General features: G+C 45.9%; 18 protein-coding genes and 1 tRNA gene. 5 read left to right on the top strand and 14 right to left on the bottom strand.

All coding sequences use genetic code 11. The annotated features are described in order from the left end of the window. Positions 1 to 30 precede the first annotated feature (30 nt). The 8 genes from yihA to BK120_RS32660 form a co-directional block, all read right to left on the bottom strand. Positions 31 to 618, bottom strand: coding sequence for a ribosome biogenesis GTP-binding protein YihA/YsxC (gene yihA / locus BK120_RS32695; protein ID WP_076271653.1), 588 nt, complete (start codon positions 616 to 618; stop codon positions 31 to 33). Next, positions 615 to 2,984: an endopeptidase La gene (lon, locus tag BK120_RS32690; RefSeq protein WP_076271652.1), complete on the bottom strand. Its 2,370-nt coding sequence runs from the start codon at positions 2,982 to 2,984 to the stop codon at positions 615 to 617. Before lon ends, yihA begins: the two co-directional genes overlap by 4 nt. 37 nt (positions 2,985 to 3,021) lie before the next feature. After that, positions 3,022 to 4,725 (bottom strand): ATP-dependent protease LonB, encoded by a 1,704-nt coding sequence (lonB, locus tag BK120_RS32685; RefSeq protein ID WP_076271651.1) that lies wholly within the window; start codon positions 4,723 to 4,725, stop codon positions 3,022 to 3,024. Between the two features lie 603 nt (positions 4,726 to 5,328). Next, positions 5,329 to 6,438 carry a flavodoxin-dependent (E)-4-hydroxy-3-methylbut-2-enyl-diphosphate synthase gene (gene ispG / locus BK120_RS32680; protein WP_076271650.1) on the bottom strand — a complete coding sequence of 370 codons (1,110 nt, stop codon included), beginning with the start codon at positions 6,436 to 6,438 and terminating at the stop codon, positions 5,329 to 5,331. Positions 6,439 to 6,643: 205 nt separating this feature from the next. Beyond that, positions 6,644 to 7,900 (bottom strand): ATP-dependent protease ATP-binding subunit ClpX, encoded by a 1,257-nt coding sequence (clpX, locus tag BK120_RS32675; RefSeq protein WP_076271649.1) that lies wholly within the window; start codon positions 7,898 to 7,900, stop codon positions 6,644 to 6,646. Positions 7,901 to 7,916: 16 nt separating this feature from the next. Beyond that, positions 7,917 to 8,510, bottom strand: a complete 594-nt coding sequence (gene clpP / locus BK120_RS32670; protein ID WP_053374767.1) for an ATP-dependent Clp endopeptidase proteolytic subunit ClpP — start codon at positions 8,508 to 8,510, stop codon at positions 7,917 to 7,919. 228 nt (positions 8,511 to 8,738) lie between these two features. Beyond that, positions 8,739 to 10,028, bottom strand: a complete 1,290-nt coding sequence (gene tig / locus BK120_RS32665) for a trigger factor (protein WP_076271648.1) — start codon at positions 10,026 to 10,028, stop codon at positions 8,739 to 8,741. 88 nt (positions 10,029 to 10,116) lie between these two features. Next, on the bottom strand, positions 10,117 to 11,022 hold the full coding sequence (locus BK120_RS32660; RefSeq protein ID WP_256711093.1) for a hypothetical protein: 906 nt from the start codon (positions 11,020 to 11,022) through the stop codon (positions 10,117 to 10,119). A gap of 239 nt (positions 11,023 to 11,261) precedes the next feature. On the opposite strand from BK120_RS32660, the gene BK120_RS32655 reads away from it, so the two are divergent. After that, positions 11,262 to 11,338 (top strand) — tRNA-Arg (locus BK120_RS32655). A 111-nt stretch (positions 11,339 to 11,449) separates the two neighbouring features. Here BK120_RS32655 and BK120_RS32650 read toward each other — a convergent pair. Continuing rightward, complete coding sequence (locus BK120_RS32650; protein ID WP_076271647.1) at positions 11,450 to 11,914, bottom strand: HPP family protein; 465 nt, start codon at positions 11,912 to 11,914, stop codon at positions 11,450 to 11,452. Between the two features lie 115 nt (positions 11,915 to 12,029). Here BK120_RS32650 and BK120_RS32645 point away from each other — a divergent pair, with 115 nt between their 5' ends. Beyond that, a complete protein-coding gene (locus tag BK120_RS32645; protein ID WP_076271646.1) occupies positions 12,030 to 12,923 on the top strand; it encodes a LysR family transcriptional regulator in 894 nt (297 codons plus the stop codon). Between the two features lie 71 nt (positions 12,924 to 12,994). Here BK120_RS32645 and BK120_RS32640 read toward each other — a convergent pair whose 3' ends face one another. Then, a complete protein-coding gene (locus BK120_RS32640; protein WP_076271645.1) occupies positions 12,995 to 13,603 on the bottom strand; it encodes a P-loop nucleotide/nucleoside kinase family protein in 609 nt (202 codons plus the stop codon). 221 nt (positions 13,604 to 13,824) lie between these two features. Continuing rightward, positions 13,825 to 14,157: a hypothetical protein gene (locus tag BK120_RS32635; RefSeq protein WP_076271644.1), complete on the bottom strand. Its 333-nt coding sequence runs from the start codon at positions 14,155 to 14,157 to the stop codon at positions 13,825 to 13,827. Positions 14,158 to 14,298: 141 nt separating this feature from the next. On the opposite strand from BK120_RS32635, the gene asnB reads away from it, so the two are divergent. Then, positions 14,299 to 16,143: an asparagine synthase (glutamine-hydrolyzing) gene (gene asnB / locus BK120_RS32630; RefSeq protein ID WP_076271643.1), complete on the top strand. Its 1,845-nt coding sequence runs from the start codon at positions 14,299 to 14,301 to the stop codon at positions 16,141 to 16,143. 104 nt (positions 16,144 to 16,247) lie between these two features. Here asnB and rdgB read toward each other — a convergent pair whose 3' ends face one another. The 3 genes from rdgB to BK120_RS32615 all read right to left on the bottom strand — a co-directional run bounded on the left by rdgB (position 16,248) and on the right by BK120_RS32615 (position 18,988). Beyond that, entirely contained in the window at positions 16,248 to 16,898 is a 651-nt protein-coding gene (gene rdgB / locus BK120_RS32625; RefSeq protein WP_076271642.1) for an RdgB/HAM1 family non-canonical purine NTP pyrophosphatase, read from the bottom strand. A gap of 7 nt (positions 16,899 to 16,905) precedes the next feature. Beyond that, positions 16,906 to 17,643, bottom strand: coding sequence for a ribonuclease PH (gene rph, locus BK120_RS32620; RefSeq protein ID WP_076271641.1), 738 nt, complete (start codon positions 17,641 to 17,643; stop codon positions 16,906 to 16,908). Positions 17,644 to 17,935: 292 nt separating this feature from the next. Continuing rightward, complete coding sequence (locus BK120_RS32615) at positions 17,936 to 18,988, bottom strand: GerMN domain-containing protein (RefSeq protein WP_076271640.1); 1,053 nt, start codon at positions 18,986 to 18,988, stop codon at positions 17,936 to 17,938. Between the two features lie 131 nt (positions 18,989 to 19,119). On the opposite strand from BK120_RS32615, the gene BK120_RS32610 reads away from it, so the two are divergent. Beyond that, positions 19,120 to 19,659: a phosphatidylglycerophosphatase A family protein gene (locus BK120_RS32610; RefSeq protein ID WP_076271639.1), complete on the top strand. Its 540-nt coding sequence runs from the start codon at positions 19,120 to 19,122 to the stop codon at positions 19,657 to 19,659. Positions 19,660 to 19,833: 174 nt separating this feature from the next. Next, on the top strand, positions 19,834 to 20,514 hold the full coding sequence (locus tag BK120_RS32605; RefSeq protein WP_076271638.1) for a TIGR00266 family protein: 681 nt from the start codon (positions 19,834 to 19,836) through the stop codon (positions 20,512 to 20,514). The last annotated feature ends 357 nt before the right edge of the window (positions 20,515 to 20,871 follow it).

Below are 20,871 nucleotides of genomic sequence, written 5' to 3'. Positions count from 1 at the left end.
TTTATAGAATAACTTGCTGGTCTTGCTACCTCATGTAGCAATCGCTTCGGTTATGATGTCCCATAGTTGCTCGCGTCCAAGCCCTAATTCAGACGAGAATAATACGACGGAATCGCTTGGGTCGACTTCAAGCGTTTTTTTGATCATTTTAATATGCTTGTCCCATTTCGACTTCGGAATTTTATCCGCCTTGGTCGCAACGACGCATGTCGGGATTTCATAATGCTTCAACCATTTGTACATTTGCTGATCGAGCAGAGACGGCTCATGACGAATATCGATGACCAGCAGCTGAAGCTTAAGCGGCTCACGGTCACGGATATAACGTTCGATCATTTCGCCAAACTGCAAGCGCTGAGTTTTCGAAACCTTAGCATAGCCATACCCCGGAAAATCAACCAAATAAATAAGGTCATTCACGCGGTAGTAATTAAGCTGCTGCGTTTTGCCGGGCTGCGAGCTCGTTCTAGCTAAGTTTTTGCGTAAAATAAGTTTATTAATCAATGAAGATTTTCCTACATTCGAACGCCCTGCCAGAGCTATCTCTGGCAAGGCGTCCTCTGGGTATTGATGTGGTTTTACTGCGCTGATGATGAATTCTGCTTGTGTAATTTTCATAAAATCGTTGTACCTGCTTTCTCTTCCGTTTGAACCGGAAGCAACGCATGCTGCAGCACTTCATCCATATGACTGACAGGAAAAAATTGCATATCATGTCGTACGCTATCGGGAATATCCCCTAGATCCCGTTCATTTTCTTTCGGCAACAATATTTTGCGAATGCCTGCACGATGTGCTGCCAGCGATTTTTCCTTCAAACCGCCAATCGGAAGCACGCGGCCTCTGAGCGTAATTTCGCCCGTCATCGCTACTTCCTTATCCACATAGCGGTTTGTAAGCGCGGAGATAAGCGCAGTTGCAATCGTAATGCCGGCTGATGGACCATCCTTTGGAATCGCACCCTCTGGAATATGAATATGAATATCATTTTTCTCATGAAAGCTTGGGTCAATGCCCAGCTCAATCGCTTTCGAGCGTGTATAACTGAATGCCGCTTGAGCAGATTCCTTCATGACATCACCTAGTTTACCAGTTAACGTTAGTTTTCCGCTACCCGGCATTACTGTGACTTCAATGACAAGCGTATCTCCGCCTACCTCAGTCCATGCAAGACCAGTCACCGCTCCGATCTGATTCTCGCTCTCAGCAAGGCCATAACGGAACTTCGATGGCCCCAGCAATTCCTTGAGCTCCTCACTCGTAACTTCAAATGGCTCGGTGGATTCCGTTTGCTCATTTGCAACAAATCGTTTCGCTGCCTTACGGCACACTGCTGCAATTTGCTGCTCTAGATTACGAACACCGGATTCTCTCGTATATTCCCTAATCAGCTGGAGCAATACGTCTTCCGAGACAATGAGCTGCTCCTCGGTCAAGCCATGTTCCTTTTTCTGCTTCGGCAATAGGTAACGATTTCCGATTTGCAGTTTCTCAAGCTCCGTATATCCTGGAATATACAAGACCTCCATCCGATCAAGCAGCGGACGAGGAATATTGTGCATCGCATTCGCGGTCGTTACGAACATCACATTAGATAGATCAAATGGCACTTCTACATAATGATCGCTGAACGTGTTGTTTTGTTCCGGATCGAGCACTTCTAGAAGTGCTGAAGCTGGATCTCCACGGAAATCCATCGCCATTTTGTCAATCTCATCCAGCAAAAATACAGGGTTTGAAGAACCTGCTGTCTTCATGCCTTGAATAATTCTTCCTGGCATAGCGCCTACATAAGTCCGCCTGTGACCGCGGATCTCTGCTTCATCTCGTACACCGCCAAGCGAGATACGCACAAACTTACGACCAAGCGACTTGGCAATTGAACGGGCAAGCGAGGTTTTACCAACACCCGGCGGGCCTACCAAGCAAAGGATTGGACCCTTTAGCTGCTTGACAAGCTTCTGAACCGCCAAATATTCAAGCACCCGCTCTTTCGGCTTTTCTAGGCCATAATGGTCATCATTAAGAATCGCTTCGGCTTTGCTCAAGCTCAAATCATCTTCGGTCGTTTTGCTCCAAGGCAAAGAAAGCAGCCAATCGATATAATTGCGAATAACGCCGCCTTCTGCAGAGGTGGACGGCATTTTCTCGAGTCGATCAATTTCCTTCTCGATCTTCTCTTTCACGAGATCAGGCACGCCTGCCTCAGCCAGCTGCGCACGCAGCTCCTCAACTTCGCCAGCACGGCCTTCCTTCTCTCCGAGCTCTTTCTGGATCGCCTTCATTTGCTCGCGCAAATAATATTCCTTTTGCGTCTTTTCCATCTGTTTCTTGACGCGTTGGTTTATTTTGCGCTCGAGCTCCAGCACTTCGCGCTCGTTGTTTAAGATGTCGAGCAGCTTCTCTAGTCGAGCTCCGACATCTACGGTTTCAAGAATATCCTGCTTATCCTTGATTTTCAGCGAAAGATGGCTCGTAATGACATCCGCAAGGCGGCCCGGATCATCAATGTCGGAAACCGCCGCGTAGGTTTCAGGCGTAACCTTCTTTGATAATGAAATATAATGCTCGAATTGGTTTAAGACCGAGCGCATAAGCGCATCGACTTCAGGATCATCCGTCTCCTGCTCCGGCAATTCTTTTACAGATACTTCATAAAACTCGTCGTTCGGCAAATAGTCCAAAATCTCAGCACGCGATACGCCTTCCACCAGCACACGGATCGTGCCGTTAGGCAGCTTCAGCATTTGCCTTACTTTTGCTATGGTGCCAACTTTATATATATCTTCCTCAGTCGGCTCCTCAATGTTCACTTCAGACTGTGAACAAAGCAATATCATATGATCTTCGACCATCGAGCGTTCTAACGCTCGAACCGATTTGTCCCTACCCACATCAAGGTGGAGCACCATGCTGGGATAAACGAGTAGCCCTCTAAGCGGAAGCAAGGGCAGCCGACGACCTTTCGATTTACTAGGTCCCACACCAGCACCTCCAATTGTTAACGTCTACCCTAGTTTATCATTCTACGGAATCAGCCTGCAAATACGGAACGGCTGAAGCGATAAAAAGATCGGTTCCAAGCGGAGCTTCGACCCGCACAGGGGACACTTCAGTATCTGGGAACACAAACTTGAACACTTCTTCCACCTTTTCGACAGGAATGACCTTAAGACCTTCCAAGTCTGCAAAAATCGCTTGCCAGTTCTCCCTTGGAATAATGACTGTTTTAGCACCAGCTTGGAAAGCTGCCTCAACTTTAGCTAATACGCCGCCAACAGGTTTTACGTTTCCATGTATGCCAACTTCACCTGTCATGGCCAGTTTATTGTCAATTGGAATGCCTTTTATTGCTGATGTAATAGCTGTTGCCATCGCAATACCGGCAGAAGGGCCATCTATCGGCGTACCGCCAGGGAAGTTGATATGCAAGTCAAAGTCCTGCGGGTTAAGCCCGCTACGTCTCAAAACCGTAATTACGTTTTCGACTGAACCCTTTGCCATACTTTTTCTTCTTAGCGTCCGCGATCCTCCGCCAAGCTCCTCCTCGTCTACAACGCCTGTAATTGTAAACAAACCTTTGCCAGAAGCAGCAGGAATTGCGCTTACTTCGATTTCGAGCAGCGTGCCCATATTTGGACCATATACAGCAAGGCCATTTACGAAACCGATTTGCGGTGCATCCGGCACCTTGCGATCAGGACGCGGTGGAATTTGACTGCTGTTCACAACCCATTCAATATCGCCCGCAGCGATGCTGTCCCTTTTTTCGGATAGAGCAACACCCGCGGCAAGCTGAATGACGTTAACCGCCTCACGTCCGTTCGTCGCATATCGCTTGACGACATCGATCGCTTCAGGACAAGGTGCAAAGCCGATTTTTTTCACTGCGTTTTCAGCCACTAAGCCAATTTCCTCAGCAAGCAGCGGACGAAAAAACACCTCCATACAGCGCGAACGGATAGCTGGCGGAATTTCCTGCGGCGACCGCGTTGTTGCACCGACTAGACGGAAATCAGCAGGCAGGCCGTTTTGGAAAATATCATGAATATACACTGGTATATTCGAATCCTCCGAATTATAATACGCGCTCTCCAGAAACACTTTACGATCTTCCAGTACTTTTAACAATTTATTCATTTGAATCGGATGCAATTCACCTATTTCGTCAATAAACAAGATCCCGCCGTGCGCCTTCGTCACAGCACCTGGCTTAGGTTGAGGGATACCTGCTACACCCATCGCACCTGCACCTTGATAAATAGGATCATGAACCGAGCCGATTAGCGGATCAGCTATTCCGCGCTCATCAAACCTAGCGGTTGTCGCATCGATCTCTGTAAATTTCGCTTCAGGCAAAAACGGCGAGGAAGGATTTTTTTTGGCTTCCTCCAGCACGACACGCGCCGCAGCGGTCTTCCCGACACCTGGAGGGCCATAAATGATAACATGCTGCGGGTTTGCGCTGCACAGCGCCGCCTTCAAGGCACGCAGACCGTCACGCTGGCCAACGATGTCCTGCATCGCCTGCGGCCTTGTCTTCTCTGATAGAGGCTTCGTAAGCGATACACTCCTAAGCTTTCTGAGCTTGTCCATCTCCTTGCGAGACTCGCGATCAACGGCCGAGCGGTTCGTCTTCTGATTGCGCAGCAAATTCCAGAAATACAAGCCGATAACAACTGCAAAAAACACTTGAATCAACATTAATACAACACTTAAACTCATTAGTAATCCGCTCCTTTCAAGCGTAAACGGCTGTAGCCGATGAAATAGTGTAAGCTCGTTTCGCGTAGAAATATAAGATTCTTATGAAAATAATCAGCTATTTTCATTCTTATATTTCAAGCGTAAACGGCTGCAGCCATTTGAATAGTAACGATCATTTCCGCAGGAATATAATCCTTAAATGGAAATAATAATTAAATATCTTGCTTCATTTTCACCTTTCTAGCTCATCATGTAACTACAAGAAGGCTTAAGAGAAGAACTTAGACCTGCTTTGTTGATTTCAATGTACATAGCTAACCTTAATAAACATGCGTATAAAATAGTATTGCCTCTACGATGTGGTAATAACCGTTAATGCTGTTATTTTTCACAAGCAATTCTCTTTATTTTGAATCCTCGGCTTGGGAAAGGGGAAATTACTTTAGCGAAGCTCGTCACTTTGAGGAATATCCTATTATCACGAAATGAATAAAGTTCAATATAAACCTAACATCACATTTATCATAGGAAGAGTTAAACAAAACTTCCCTCCTTTTTATCAACAAAAAAAAAGGCTTACTCACGTCTGCAAATGACGTAAATAAACCTTTTCATAAATGATTATGCAGGTGTATGATGCTTGCGGCCAGGTATTTCGCCAGTCGCTTCAAAAACGCGTACGATTTCGTCAATTTCCTTCTTTAGCTCAGACAGCAATTCAGCTTCTGGCACCTTGCGAATGAGCTCCCCGTAACGGAAAAGCATGCCCTCGCCTCTAGCGCCAGCGATACCGATATCCGCTTCACGAGCCTCGCCTGGACCATTGACCGCACAACCAAGCACAGAAACCTTGATTGGCACTTTAATTTTTGAAATATAATCTTCTACCTCATTTGCAATCGAAAACAGATCGATATCTAGACGACCGCAAGTAGGGCAGGAAACGAGTGTTGCAGCATTTGTAATTAGACCAAAGGTCTTAAGAAGCTCACGTGCAACCTTGACTTCCTCTACCGTGTCAGCGCTAAGGCTGATACGCAGCGTGTTGCCAATGCCAAGCGCGAGCAAAGCACCAATACCAGCGGAGCTCTTAATCGTGCCTGTGTGCAGCGTTCCAGCTTCTGTAATACCCAGGTGGAGCGGATACTTAATGACTTTTGCCGCCATCGAGTACGCAGCAATAGCCATTGGAACATCCGATGCTTTGAGAGATACGATAATATCGTGGAAATCGAGCTCCTCCAAAATACCGATATGGAACAACGCGCTCTCTACCATTGCTTCCGGCGTCGGATAACCGTACTTTTCTAGCAAATGGTTTTCTAATGAACCGGCGTTAACGCCAATTCGGATCGGAATACCTTTTTCCTTACAAGCCTTAACAACCGCTTCGACGCGTTCGCGGCGACCGATATTGCCCGGATTAATCCGTACTTTGTCGATGCCGTTCTCGATAGCAAGCAGTGCCAAACGATAGTCAAAATGAATATCCGCAACTAGCGGAATATGAATGCGTTTCTTGATTTCCTTAATCGCTTCCGCCGCTTCCTTGTTGTTGACAGTAACCCGGACAAGCTGGCAGCCAGCTTCTTCAAGTCCTAGTATTTCCGCAACAGTAGCTTCGACATCAGCAGTCTTCGTCGTACACATACTTTGAATAATCACTTCGTTACTGCCGCCAATCGTTAGATTGCCGACTTTAACCGGTACCGTATCTTGACGTAAGTACATAAGCTTATCTCTCCCATGAACGGCAAAGTCCACCCTTTGACTGGCGGTTTTAGAAACCGCGCGGCTGGGTGGAAACAATGACGGTAGTCAAGCGTAAACGGCTGCTCCCATTCCATTACAATGTAGCGGAAACAGCTCGTTTCGCGGTCATATATAAGTTAAGTTATAAGCCTAAACTTATAGCTTCTTATATTGGAGTGCTGGCTTACGCACTCTCTTCTTTTTTCTTGCTTTTCTTAGCAGTAAGCTCAGGCATGATTTTTTCTTGAACGGTTTGCTCTGTGATTAGGCATGTACTTAGATCATCGCGTGATGGTACCTCGTACATAACTTCCAGCATAATGCTTTCGATAATCGCACGCAAGCCGCGTGCTCCGGTGTTGCGCTTAATTGCCTCTTTCGCAATAGCATCAAGTGCAGCCGGTTCGAAATCAAGCTTCACATTGTCCATTTCAAGCAGCTTCTGATATTGCTTCACAAGCGCGTTCTTCGGCTCGGATAAAATCCGAACGAGTGCAGGCTCATCAAGCGGCTCAAGCGTTGAAATGATAGGCAGACGGCCTACAAACTCCGGAATCAAACCGAATTTGAGCAGATCCTCTGGCAATACCATCGTGAGGTATTCACCAGCTTTAAGATCCTTCTGCAATTCGCCTGTAGAGCTAAAGCCGATTACTTTCTTACCGATACGACGTTTGATCAATGATTCGAGGCCATCGAATGCGCCGCCGCAAATGAACAAAATATTCGTTGTATCGATTTGAATGAATTCTTGATGCGGATGCTTGCGTCCACCTTGCGGAGGAACGGATGCAACTGTACCTTCCAATATTTTGAGCAATGCTTGCTGAACACCTTCGCCAGAAACATCGCGCGTAATGGATGGGTTTTCCGATTTGCGAGCTACTTTATCGATCTCATCGATATAAATAATGCCGCGTTCCGCTTTTTCCACATCATAATCGGCAGCTTGAATGAGCTTAAGCAAAATGTTCTCAACGTCTTCGCCCACATAACCTGCTTCTGTTAGCGAAGTTGCATCTGCAATTGCAAATGGAACATTCAAAATTTTAGCCATTGTTTGAGCTAGCAGCGTTTTACCTGAGCCCGTAGGACCTAGCAGCAAAATGTTACTCTTTTGCAATTCTACGTCTTCGATTTTGCTTCCGGAATTAATCCGTTTGTAATGGTTATAAACCGCTACAGACAACGATTTTTTCGCAAACTCTTGACCGATGACATAAGAATCCAGAATAGCCCGGATATCTTTCGGTTTCGGAATATCCTTAAGATCAAGCTCTTCCTCATTGCCGAGTTCTTCCTCAACAATTTCGGTACAAAGCTCAATGCACTCATCGCATATATAGACGCCAGGACCGGCAACCAATTTACGTACTTGATCCTGCGATTTGCCGCAGAAAGAACATTTCAACTGGCCTTTTTCGTCGTTGAATTTAAACATGTAATCACCCCTTCGATTAAATCGTCGATACCGGTGCAGTAATCACCTTGTCAATCAAACCGTAGGCAAGAGCCTCTTCCGCGCTCATGAAGTTGTCACGGTCGGTATCTCGGTCGATTTTTTCATAAGGCTGTCCGGTGCGGTCTACGTAAATTTGGTTTAGCTTTTGTTTCGTTTTCAAAATCCAATCAGCATGGATTTTGATATCAGATGCTTGACCGCGTACGCCGCCAAGTGGTTGATGGATCATAACCTCAGCGTTAGGAAGCGCAAATCGCTTGCCCTTCGCGCCCGCTGTAAGAAGCAGCGAACCCATGCTTGCTGCCATGCCCATACAAATCGTGGACACCTCAGGCTTAATATATTGCATCGTATCAAAAATACCCATTCCCGCAGTCACGGAGCCGCCGGGAGAGTTAATGTATAGATGAATGTCTTTCTCTGGGTCGTCGGCCGCCAGAAACAGCAGCTGTGCAATGATGGAGTTTGCAACATCATCATCGATTGCGCTCCCAAGGAAAATGATACGGTCCTTCAGCAAACGGGAGTAAATATCGTAAGAACGTTCCCCGCGATTCGTTTGTTCGACTACGATCGGTACTAGATTCATGCGACCAACCTCTTTTCGTTTATGACTTTGGTTACTTACTTATTGTAACACGTCATCGTATTCATGTCATTTTTCCACTAATACATTATACGACGCCGGCCGTTCGATATGTACGGAGTTTAGCCTCCAAAACAAGCACATTTCCATATGTAGGGTCAAAATAAGGCACGTATCAACGACGTGCCTTATCCTGAGTGAAGCATTTATTCAATTATTCTTATGTGGCTATTAAACAGCTTTGCTGTTTTCAAGCAAGAACTTAATTGTTTTGCGAAGTGCAATATCTTCCTGCAAGTTGCTAAGATTTCCGTTTTTCTCAAAAATGTCGCGAAGCTCAGCAGAAGGACGGTTGTATGATTTGGACAGCTTCTCAAGCTCTTCGTTCAAATCTTCGTCGTTTGCAACGATGTTTTCTGCTTTAGCAATTGCATCAAGCACAAGGTTGTTGCGAACGCGTTTCTCAGCATCTGTGCGCATTTGATCGCGAAGAACAGATTCGTTTTGACCGGAGAATTGGAAGTATAGGTCCATGTTCATGCCTTGCATTTTAAGACGGTTTTCGAAATCTTTGATCATGTAATCCGTTTCAGTCACGATCATTGGCTCTGGAATTTCAACATCTGCTGCTGCCGTAGCTTTGTCAACTACTGCTGTTTCGCGAGCTTGTTCGCCTTCTTGATCTTTGCGCTCTTTAAGTTTGCTAACGAGATCCTGCTTGTACTCTTCAAGCGTATCGAACTCGCTTACGTCTTTTGCAAACTCATCGTCTAGCGTTGGCAAGCTTTTGCGTTTGATTTCGTGAAGCTTCACTTTGAACACAGCTGGTTTGCCTGCAAGGTGCTCTGCATGGTAGCTCTCAGGGAAATTAACTTCAATGTCCTTGAAATCTCCAATTTGCATGCCAACCACTTGCTCTTCGAAACCTGGAATAAAGGAATTCGAACCAAGCTCTAGTGAATAACGCTCGCTTGCTCCGCCTTCAAACGCTTCGCCGTCTACATAACCGTCGAAATCGATAACTGTGATGTCGCCGTTAGCCGCTGCGCCCTCTTCAACAACAGTAAGCTCAGCATGACGCTGTTGCAAACGCTCAAGTTCAGCTGCGATTTCCTCTTCTGTAACTTCAGAAACAACGGATTCAACTTCCAAGCCTTTGTATTCGCCAAGTGTAACTTCTGGCTTAACGATAACTTTTGCTTTGAATTTGAATGTTTCGCCTTTTGCGAATTGCTCAACTTCAATCTCAGGACGGTCAACCGGCTCAAGATTAGTTTCTTTGATCGCATCGGAATAAGCATCCGGCAACAGAATGTCAATTGCATCCTGGTACAGGCTCTCAATACCGAAACGGGATTCGAACATGCCGCGAGGCACTTTACCTTTACGGAATCCAGGTACGTTTACTTTTTGAACGACTTTCTTAAATGCTTGATCAAGAGCAACAGTGACTTTCTCCGCCCCTACCTCCACGTCGATCGACACGATGTTCTTGTCTATTTTTTCCCAAGTTGCTTTCATTTTATGCCTTCCCCTCCGAAAATGCTCATGCATCAGTAGTTATCACGTTTCATAAACCATTCTATTATAAACAAGCTAGCCCAGATTATCAAGACTCTGGCTCATCTTCTCCCGATTGCTGCAAAACGGCAACCTGTCTAAGCGCCTTGCATGCTTGCTCATAACGGAACCTTAAACCTTCGGTAATGCCGTATGTATCACGAATATCGTCATCGTTTGCCGAGCCGTAAACGGTAAGAAGCAGCGTCAAATGCAGCGCAGCTGCAAAATAATCGACTGTATCCTCGTCTTCTCTCAACATCCAATGATAAGCAGCCGTACCATACAAAAACTGTAAACTTTCCTTCCAAAGCTCTCTAGCAAAATGCGGCAATGTGGGATCATCGACCTCGGCAACCTGCTCTGTCCGCTCCAATATCCTAATAATTGGCGAAGGGAATTCATCCATAGAAAGAGGCGTCGCTTCCAAATCAAGCTCTACAGTTTCACCAAGTCTCTCCAGTGTCAGTAAACCGGCAGCACCCCGCTTGCGCAAGCATTGCAGTGCCTTAAACTGAACGACAGGGTGAACCTGCTGGGTTACCAGCCAATTTTTAATGGAATCATCCACTTCTGGAGTCTGAATATAAGCAGCGCGTTCAAGAGCAAGAATTTGCTGATCGATCATCGGATGATTTTGCATGATGTAGAGCACTTGGTTCACATAAGCTTCATCTTGATCAGGAGGATTAAGTAGCTGCTCGCGCATAGTCGCCTCGTCCTCTTCCTTCTCTCGCTTGGCCGATAGGAATCCCGAATCTTCTCCATCATTTCCTTCTCCAGGAAAAGCCATGTCAAGCCACGTAAGTAAGCTGTCCCACTCTTCATAATGGCGAGCATCCTCGCCCTGGCATTGCAGCAAAAAGCGCAGCAACTCCTTGGCCTCCCCGTATTGTTCCGCTTCCAGCATACGGGTTAACTGTACCTGATAATGGTCCAGCATGCTAGGGAACAAGTAAACGTTATCCTTGTTGTCGCCTTGTGTGTCATTGGGAGTTGTAATGATAACACCGCCTTATGGTCGCGCCTTTTGTTCATTCGGACAATCTTGCGTACGATTATACCATGTACAATCAAAAGAAAAAACAAATGTAGTATTCCGACAACTCATAAATCTTATTTTATAATAAAAAGTATATAAATTCAAAAAAGTGCTTGCAATATTTTAATGATGTGTGCTATATTATTTCTTGTGTCCCGGTAGCTCAGCTGGATAGAGCAACGCCCTTCTAAGGCGTCGGTCGGGAGTTCGAATCTCTTCCGGGACGCCATATTAATATCCATTAACGCCGCCTACTCAGGTGGTTTTTTTATTATATACTGATCTATTTAAAAGAGGCTGATTCCGGTATTTACCAACTGGATCAGCCCTTTTTTTATTTCTATGACTTCAAAGCTGCTGACTTGGTCGCCAATAAATTCCTATAACCATAAGCGGCAAGCGCGATCAGCACCGCTCCGAATAGGACCGGAGTAAACAGATAGGACCACCCGGCATGGCTTAGCATGACAACAAGCGGATCAGCACCTGCGGGTGGATGAACGGTTCTTGTAAGCTGCATCAGAAGGATGGACAATCCAACAGATAGTGCAATGATCCATGTTGAATCACCGAAGAGATGCAGCATCACAAGACCAGCTCCAGTGCTGATCAAATGGCCTCCAACAACATTTCTTGCTTTGGCAAGCGGACTATCTGGCAAAACAAATACGATAACACAGCTGGCCCCAAACGGAGCCATCATCAGCGTAATCGACATTAAATCGCCCATGGTCAGCAGCAATGCGATAACAATGGTGCCAACAACCGCTGCCGCCAGCGGCTTCCAATTTTTATTTCTCAGCATTTTTCATTCCCCGTTTCTCTTATTATGACATCATGCTATCATAAGAGGAATCATTCGAGAATTGAATATTTACAATGGAACCCATTTCAAATTCCGATACCTAAGGGGAGTTAACATGCTGGAGTCTTGGGAAGGACGTTTTTTTGTTACATTTACTGCTGTGCTGGAGGAGAAAAGCTTCAGCGGTGCCGCTGATCGTCTCGGTTACGTTCAATCGACGGTAACCTCACATATTCGACATTTGGAAACAGCAAGCGGCAAAAAGCTATTTCATCGTTTGCCGCGCGGCGTAGAGCCAACAGAAGCAGGCTTGCTGCTAGCTCCCTATGCGTATCAATTTATCCAGCTTGGACATTCGCTTCAGGATGCGTTCTCGGAGTCTGGCATGCCGTCTGGTATCGTTCGAATTGGAGCTCTAGAGTCGTTTGCCATCTCTCATCTGCCGCATTTTTTAACCGGCTTTCTCCAGCAATATACCAAGATCAAGCTGCATTTAACGCCTGGTCTGCAGCATGATATTACCGCACAAGTCTTAAATCATCGCGCTGACCTTGGCATTGTCCCCAAGCCTCCGGAACGTGACGACCTTCTATTTGCACCTTTAATAGAAGAGAAGCTCTTGCTGATCTGTGCTCCTGCGCTGGAAGAGCGCTTCGCGCAGCTTGGATGGCAAGCGTTGCACGACAACGCCTTCATTAGCTTCGGGGATCAGTGTATCTACCACACTTATGGACGCGATATGCTGAGAGAAGTCGATGTTGAGCTTGCCGATCATTTGTCTTTCTCCAGTGTTGAGCTCATTAAGCAGACGGTTGCTTGCGGAATGGGCATCTCATTCGTACCAGAATCAAATGTAGCTAAAGAGGTGGCCGCAGGTACGCTGCTGTCATTGCCTTTGAACCAAGAGCTTCTATTAACGCATGGCATTATTACACATAAAGCACGTGAGCCTAAAGCTGCAGCACAAGCCTTTATCCAGCGTTTGAAATCATTTTTGAAAACCGTTTAATCACAAAACCACAAATAAAAAGGCGGCTTCATAGGGAAATTCCCCAAATAAAGCCGCCTTTTCTTATTATATTAAACGGATAATGTTGCCTGCTTTTCATTAACAAATTGGAATAATTGCTCGGCTTTCTCTTCCGTTAGCTCTCCGCTATTATCAAACACGAGGATGGAGGAGTTAGGAATATCCCAGTTGATTTGCGGAACAAATTCAATCCGCTTCTCAAAGTCGCCCCAGTTGTCCAGTTTCCACTGATCGCGCTCTGTTTGACGCCCAATGATCCGATTTTTTTGCAGCTCCATATCCAGCAGCGTGACAACAACCACTTTAACGTCTACCTCGCTCATCGTGAGGCCTGCTGCTTCAACAACCTCTTCGATCCACTGTTTGTTTTTCAGTTCTGCCGTAAAAGGTGAAATCATAAATACGTTTTGACCAGCAGCCAAATTTTCGATACATACGTCCTTCGCCGTATCATATTCCAAATCACGCAAATGCTTTTTGTAATAATCAGAATCCCGATCTCTTTTATCCAGGCCGTTTAACTCCAATATAGCCTCAACAAAACGACCGCCTATCGTATCCCGGTCAAGAAAAGCAGCTGGAATGCGAGCAGACAACTTTCTAGCTACCGTTGTTTTGCCCGTCCCCGCTACTCCGACAAAAAAAACTAACTTTTGCAAAACGAAAACCCTCCACTATTTTTTGTAGAAGTATATCATTTTTTGCAGCAATATAATAGAAATGATTACGTAAAAGCAGCGATATAATTTGGAAAAAACACTCATATTCATTTTTATAGTATCAATCATCTTATATTTATTTATTGTTTTATAAAAAAACAGGATGTTGCCGCTGCTATTCAGCTTCTGCAACACCCTGTTTATGCTTGCTTATCTGCTTATTAAAAAAACTGCATCGATTCGATATGCTGCTTCGTCGTGTCCGTTCCAAACTCATACAATTGCCTGTAAATACGCTCAATCAACTGATCGTAGCCAGCATTGATTTCGCCGTCGCTTGCTGAGCCAAACGGACTGTGCGAGAAATGAAACATCTCCGCTTCATCCATGCTGGACAGCTCATCAAACAGCTCTCTAAGTTTCGTATGCTCATTTTCGTTCATTATAATCTCAAGCTCATACGCAGCTGCCTGCGGATCCTCTAATATTTGTCCCGCCTGAACAGAAACGAAATAATGCTTGCGTTCTTCACTGCCTGCTTCTTGCTCTGCCATCAATCGCACACTCCTTCCTGCGTTTATTACTTTTCACAGCCACTTCTAGCATCCCCCGTCGGACAGACATTTTATCCCTTATTCTGCATATAACTGATATTATCGCTACTTTGAGACCAGCAAAAGAGAGGAATGAGATCAATGTGTGGAATTACCGGCTGGATCGACTGGAACCGTGATCTGACTAAGCAAAGTGAAAGCTTAGAGAAGATGACAGACACCCTTGCACCGCGCGGTCCCGACGCTTCCGGTACGTGGATATCAGCTCATTGCGCTTTAGGCCATCGACGTTTATCCGTCATTGATCCGGAGAACGGGGCACAGCCAATGATTCGCCATACCGGCGACGACAAATATGTCGTTGTCTATAACGGGGAATTGTACAATGCACCAGAACTTCGCAAGGAGCTTGAAAGCAGAGGCAGAATCTTTACGACAAATTGCGATACAGAAGTGCTGCTGGTCGCTTTTATGGAATGGGGAAAGTCTTGCGTAGAGCGTTTTAACGGAATATTTGCTTTTGCCATATGGAATGTATTAGAGCAAGAACTATTTCTGGCGCGTGATCGGCTTGGCGTCAAACCGCTGTTCTATAGCACACAGGACGGTTTGTTTATTTTTGGCTCCGAACAAAAATGTATATTGGCACACCCTGCCGTGAAGCCGGAGGTTGGAGCGGAAGGGCTTGCTGAGATTTTTATTTTAGGACCAGCACGCACTCCAGGCCATGGAGTATATAAGCAAATCAATGAGCTTAGACCTGGCAAGTGTATGACCGTCAATCACGCGGGCGTGAAGACGATTACGTACTGGCAGCTTGAGAGCAGCCCCCATCCGCAAAATATAGAAGAAACAGCTGATCAAGTAGGAGCGCTGCTAAAAGATACCGTTGAGCGGCAGCTCGTTTCGGACGTTCCTGTATGTACCCTTCTGTCTGGCGGCCTTGATTCCAGTGCGCTAACTTCACTCGCTGTCAATTATTACAATGAGAACGGGCAAGGGAATGTCCACACGTATTCTGTTGATTATGCGGACAACGATAAACATTTTAAGGCACATGCCTTCCAGCCTAATAGTGATGCGCCATGGATCGAGAGAATGACTACGCATCTTGGCACAATTCATCACCCTATACAGTTTGATACACCTGATTTGGTTGGCGCATTAAAAGCAGCCACCTTTGCTCGCGATCTTCCGGGCATGGCCGATGTTGATGCTTCGTTGCTGCTCTTTTGCCATGAAATAAAAAAAGATGCAACCGTAGCAATATCAGGCGAAGCTGCCGATGAAATTTTTGGCGGCTATCCTTGGTTTCATCGCGAAGAGGCTTTAAATGCCAATACCTTCCCTTGGTCGCTTGCTTCAGTTATGCGTGCTGATTTGCTCGCACCTGACGTTGCCGCATGGATTAAACCGCTTGACTACATTGGTGATCGTTATTCCCAAGCGATAGCAGAGGTTCCTCATCTAGATGGCGAATCTGAGCAGCTGCGTAAGATGCGTCAAATGTCGTATTTGAACATTACCCGCTTCATGCCAACGCTTCTAGACCGCAAAGATCGAATGAGCATGGCAGCGGGCCTTGAGGTTCGTGTCCCTTTCTGTGATCATCGGTTAGTTGAATATGTTTGGAATATCCCATGGGAGATCAAAACATCCGGCGATCGCGAAAAAGGAATATTGCGCAAGGCGCTGCGCGGTGTATTGCCTGAGGACGTATTGACTCGTAAAAAAAGCCCCTATCCTAAAACGCATAATCCGAACTATTTGGCCGCAGTCAAAGGGCTTTTGTTAGATGTACTGAACGATTCCAGCTCTCCGCTCCTTCCATTAATTAATGTAGAAAAGGTTAGAGCGCTAACCGAGTCGGAATCCGCAAGCTCGAACACCCCTTGGTTTGGTCAATTGATGTCTGGTCCGCAGCTATTCGCTTATTTATATCAAGTAAATTTATGGTTGAAGGAATATAAAGTCGTCATATCATAAGCTGACAAAGATAATGTTTTTGTTCTCATCACAAAAAAAAGCAACCCCATCCGCTAAAAGCCGCTGCATTCAGCTGCTCGTGGATAGGGTTGCTTTTTCACTTATTATGCTTGCTCAAGCAACGGAAGGAGCTTTCTTAATGCATCGCCGCGATGGCTGATCTGCTGCTTCTCTTCCTTAGACAGCTCGGCCATCCCGCGATTCAAGCTAGGAAGCCAAAACAGGGGATCATAACCGAAGCCTCCATTGCCGTGAGGATTATCCGTGATAACGCCATCCACTGTACCCTCCGATTCCAGAAACAAACCGGTCGCCGGATCATACAGCGCTAACGCGCATACGAACTGCGCTTTGCTCAGTATTTTGGACCCGTCTTGCAATTCTTCTCGTTCTGCATGATCAGCTAGTTGATGAAGCTCCTGAATGAGCTTGGCATTGTTTTCACCGTCAGTCGCATTCTCACCTGCATAACGAGCGGAATAGACACCTGGATCGCCATTCAGCGCTGCAACGCGCAAGCCTGAATCATCAGCCAGCACAGGAACGCCAAGAATGTCTCCCGTCGTCTTAGCTTTGATGCGAGCATTGGCGGCAAACGTATCGCCATCTTCCACGATATCTGGAATTTGCGGATAATCCAGCAAGCTTTCTACCGATTTATCAAGCTTCTGAAGCGCATGCGCAAATTCCTTCACTTTACCTGCATTTTTTGTAGCTACAACAATAACAGCATGATTTAATATGGAATGTTTCATCAGAATATTAACCTCCGATTCGCGCCGCCAAAGGACCGAGAACATCCTTTTGCTTGCTGATCAACTCGTGAATACCCTCTTCTCCAAGTTGCAGCAATTGGTTAAGCTCATCGCGCGAAAATGGTGCTTCCTCACCAGTTCCTTGCACCTCAACAAACTTGCCGCTTCCCGTCATAACAACGTTCATATCAACCTTAGCTTTGGAATCTTCCTCGTAGTTCAGATCAAGCAGCGCTCTCTCTTGGATGACGCCTACACTTACCGACGCCAAAAAATCTGTAATCGGATATTTTGCAAATTGAACCTTCTCGGAAATTTTGTTAATTGCAATGGAAAGCGCGATAAACGCACCCGTAATCGATGTCGTACGAGTACCGCCATCGGCTTGAATGACATCGCAATCAAGCGTAATAGTCCGCTCACCTAGTGCTTGTAAATCAATGACCGAACGCAAAGCACGACCAATGAGGCGCTGAATTTCCATCGTCCGACCTGTCAGCTTACCCTTAGCCGCTTCACGAATATTGCGTGTATGTGTTGCGCGAGGCAGCATTGCATATTCAGCTGTAATCCAGCCTTTGCCTTGCCCTTTCATAAATGGAGGTACTCTATCCTCCACGCTCGCTGTACAAATGACCTTCGTCTCTCCAACCTCGATGAGAACCGATCCTTCTGCGTATTTATTGACACCTGTCGTTATGGTTACCGGCCGAAGCTGGTTCGGTTGCCGACCATCGTTTCTCATTCTAATTTCCTCCTGAGTGCTAGCGTTTTTCGATTAGAAAACAAAAGTATCCCATCCTGCAATCTTTCCTATTTTAACAAAGTAACCTGTGAATTGCATCCGCTGCCCGTGAAAAAGAAAAGTGAAGCGATCATGAATGTACAAGTTTAGCTGTTTGGTGGAAGTTTTTTGCATGCTTGCTTCTGTTTAAAATAAACCGTTCAGACCGAATACATGCTAATAAATGCACAAAAGAGGCTTTTCAAAAGCGTTCACTTTTGATCGGCCTCTTTGTACATTACGGTGTTATCTCTTATGACTTAATAGCATTGACGTGATGCGGTCTGCCTACAGGCTCGCTATAGGAGTTATTCGCTTCGTCGGTAAAATTAGATTCTCCATTTACTTTAATTTGAACCGTTGCTGCTTTCGTATTTTCAGTGATAGAAAGAACGAGCGCCTGAAGCATTTCGGACGGAAGCTTCTGACCTTGCTGATACGCTTCATCCTGCAAATCTACAGTGACAACATCACCTTCCTGTACAACATCCTTCACTTGTACATCCGGAAGGATTACACTGGTCAACTCTTTTTTGTTAAGCGGACCCGAAATGAGCTGTTCCAGCGCTGCTTTCGTCGGAGTCTCCGAGCGAGCGACTAGTCTTGTAACTGGCACATAATATTGTTCATCGTTTAACGTTTGAGCGGAGAAGTACAGCGTTACAGGCGTTGATTGCGCATAGTTCACACCGTCTGCCGCTTCGATATTAATGCCCACTGAACGTGTCAGCGTATTGTCAAGCGGGAAGCCGTCTTGTGGCATTTCTGGCAGCTTAGCGCCTTCATACCAAATTTCTACTCCTTCAATCCCCGGCATAGCTGTCAGAGTCCATGTGATCGCTTCAACGATAGTACGTTCGTCCTGTGGATTGTAGTCACTGAACGGCTCAGAAAATTCTACTTTAGCAAGCTTTTGCTCTTTATCGTATTTATACGATTTAATTTGAGTGCCTTGCGGGATAACTGCGCGGAAATCCTCAGGCAGCTGGTTTGCGTACGCCCCATTCTCGACCATCATTTCCAGCGCTTTTTGTGCGGCTTGCTCATTCGCTCCGAGTGAGGTCTGAAGTGAGATTGGAGCCAAATAACCGTTACGGTCTTCAAGGTATACCGTCATTTGCGCTTCTTCACCAACTCCGATTGCCTGTCCAGTTTCTGCACCTTCTACTCCATCCTTAACCTCAATCTGCGGCGGATCGATTGATTGGCTTGTCTGCTTGGAAAACAGACCACAACCCGAAGTAAGAATGGGCAGCACGAGAACCCCCGAAAGTACAGCACCCCTAATCCATCTTTTTTGAATCATATTGACCTTTCCTCCCTAATCAAGTTTTGCCTAGCGGCTTTGTACAACTCCTTATTTGTAGTACTATGTATACGAGCCCTTCCCTTTTTTAGACCAGTTTTGTCCATAAAATCCTAAGGGGGAACAAAAACATGTCCAATCCCGAAACTTATAGCCTCAACAGCCGCAAAGTGGCTGAGGCTACAGACGAATGGCTCCTCAAACGCGGAGTAACAAAGCTGGCTATCGCCGAGCTCGTGCATTTTTTGCAAAAAGACTATTTCCCTGGCTTAACGCCTGAGGATTGTATCGTCCATATTGATGCCGTCCTATCGAAGCGCGAGGTGCAAAATGCCGTTTTGACCGGCATCCAGCTTGATATCCTCGCTGAGGAAGGCAAGCTTATGGCTCCGCTGCAGGATATGATCAAGCATGACGAGAGTCTTTATGGATGCGATGAAATTTTAGCATTGTCCATTGTCAATGTGTATGGAAGCATCGGGTTTACGAATTTCGGATATGTCGATAAGCTGAAGCCAGGCATTTTGGTCAAGCTGAACGACAAAACCGATGGAGAAATCCATACATTTTTGGACGATATCGTTGGGGCTATCGCTGCATCTGCAGCAAGTCGGATGGCTCATCGCAGACAAGCAGAGCGCGAAGGCGTGACACAGCCTCCGCTTGACTAAATGGAATTTAAGAGGCTTCGTTTTACATTGCATGCTTAATGCGATGGAGACGAAGCGTAGTTTTACATCGCGAGCTTGATGCGATGGATGCGAAGCGTAGTTTTACATCGCGAGCTTGTTGCGATGGATGCGAAGTAGATATTGCTTAGGTAAAACCTTTGAGGAGGTTAATACATGAACTATGATATTTTTTATAAAGGCGCCTTTGCCATGCTGAAGGTGAGGCTCAATCCCGGCGAGAGCGTAAAAGCCGAAATGGGTGCAATGGTGTCCATGTCCCCTACCATCGATCTTAAAGGGACAACAGACGGCGGGTTTATGCGCGGACTCGGAAGAATGTTAAGCGGAGAGACGTTCTTTTTCCAAGAGATGACAGCAAATCGGGGTCAAGGTGAAGTCCACCTTGCCCCTCCTTCTCTCGGAGATATTGAAGCGATTGAACTCGACGGCTCCTATAAGCTTTATGTGCAAAAGGATGGTTTCTTAGCTGGCACCAGCGGCATAGAGGTCAATACAAAAATGCAAAACCTAGGCAAGGGGCTCTTATCGGGCGAAGGTTTCTTTATTGTAGAAATCAGCGGCCGAGGCACGGTGTTTCTCTCCTCATATGGCGCGATCCATGCTCTAAACTTGAGCCATGGCGAAGAAGTCATCATCGATAACGGTCATTTAGTTGCTTGGCCGGGCTATATGAACTATACGATAGAAAAAGCGTCTAAAGGTTGGTTATCCAGCATTACGAGCGGCGAAGGTCTCGTATGCCGCTTCCGCGGTGAAGGTGTCGTTCTGATCCAAACTCGCAATCCATCCAGCTTTGGAACTTGGTTGAAAAAGTTCATACCAGGCGGCAACTAACGTACTCATAGTCAACATTAGCACTTCTACTTAGCATTTGAGTTACTTTTACGGAAGAAGTCCCATTCAGATGTGAGAGCATTTACACACAATGAAGCACTAAAAGTAAGTAGCCACCTCACAGGAAAACTAACAGGAAAACCTTCCGCTAATCTCATTAGTGACAGACTTCATATCGGTTAATTTAAAAAAACTCCCGCTTATTCGACAACATCTACTCTAAGGAGAGGATGTACTCGAATTGACGGGAGTTTTTTCAGTAATATGCCACCTAACTCATCGAATGATGAGTGACTAGAGCGTATCGAGCTTAGCATTGATATTAGTTTTAGTTGGGGGTGTTGGGGTGTTCGGGGG

Source organism: Paenibacillus sp. FSL A5-0031 (genome assembly GCF_001956295.1).
Classification (GTDB): Bacteria; Bacillota; Bacilli; order Paenibacillales; family Paenibacillaceae; genus Pristimantibacillus.
Note: the sequence above shows the minus strand (reverse complement) of the source record. Positions and strands in the feature narration are given on the sequence as shown.

Bases quoted from the DNA above. Each gene is read 5' to 3' on its own strand.
- BK120_RS32650 (WP_076271647.1), bottom strand. From the start codon at position 11,914: ATGCTGAGAAATAAAAATTGGAAGCCGCTGGCGGCAGCGGTTGTTGGC.
- yihA (WP_076271653.1), bottom strand. From the start codon at position 618: ATGAAAATTACACAAGCAGAATTCATCATCAGCGCAGTAAAACCACAT.
- rph (WP_076271641.1), bottom strand. From the start codon at position 17,643: ATGAGAAACGATGGTCGGCAACCGAACCAGCTTCGGCCGGTAACCATA.
- clpP (WP_053374767.1), bottom strand. From the start codon at position 8,510: ATGAATCTAGTACCGATCGTAGTCGAACAAACGAATCGCGGGGAACGT.
- clpX (WP_076271649.1), bottom strand. From the start codon at position 7,900: ATGTTTAAATTCAACGACGAAAAAGGCCAGTTGAAATGTTCTTTCTGC.
- tig (WP_076271648.1), bottom strand. From the start codon at position 10,028: ATGAAAGCAACTTGGGAAAAAATAGACAAGAACATCGTGTCGATCGAC.
- BK120_RS32605 (WP_076271638.1), top strand. From the start codon at position 19,834: ATGAACTATGATATTTTTTATAAAGGCGCCTTTGCCATGCTGAAGGTG.
- asnB (WP_076271643.1), top strand. From the start codon at position 14,299: ATGTGTGGAATTACCGGCTGGATCGACTGGAACCGTGATCTGACTAAG.
- rdgB (WP_076271642.1), bottom strand. From the start codon at position 16,898: ATGAAACATTCCATATTAAATCATGCTGTTATTGTTGTAGCTACAAAA.
- ispG (WP_076271650.1), bottom strand. From the start codon at position 6,438: ATGTACTTACGTCAAGATACGGTACCGGTTAAAGTCGGCAATCTAACG.
- BK120_RS32610 (WP_076271639.1), top strand. From the start codon at position 19,120: ATGTCCAATCCCGAAACTTATAGCCTCAACAGCCGCAAAGTGGCTGAG.
- BK120_RS32645 (WP_076271646.1), top strand. From the start codon at position 12,030: ATGCTGGAGTCTTGGGAAGGACGTTTTTTTGTTACATTTACTGCTGTG.
- BK120_RS32615 (WP_076271640.1), bottom strand. From the start codon at position 18,988: ATGATTCAAAAAAGATGGATTAGGGGTGCTGTACTTTCGGGGGTTCTC.
- lonB (WP_076271651.1), bottom strand. From the start codon at position 4,725: ATGAGTTTAAGTGTTGTATTAATGTTGATTCAAGTGTTTTTTGCAGTT.
- BK120_RS32635 (WP_076271644.1), bottom strand. From the start codon at position 14,157: ATGGCAGAGCAAGAAGCAGGCAGTGAAGAACGCAAGCATTATTTCGTT.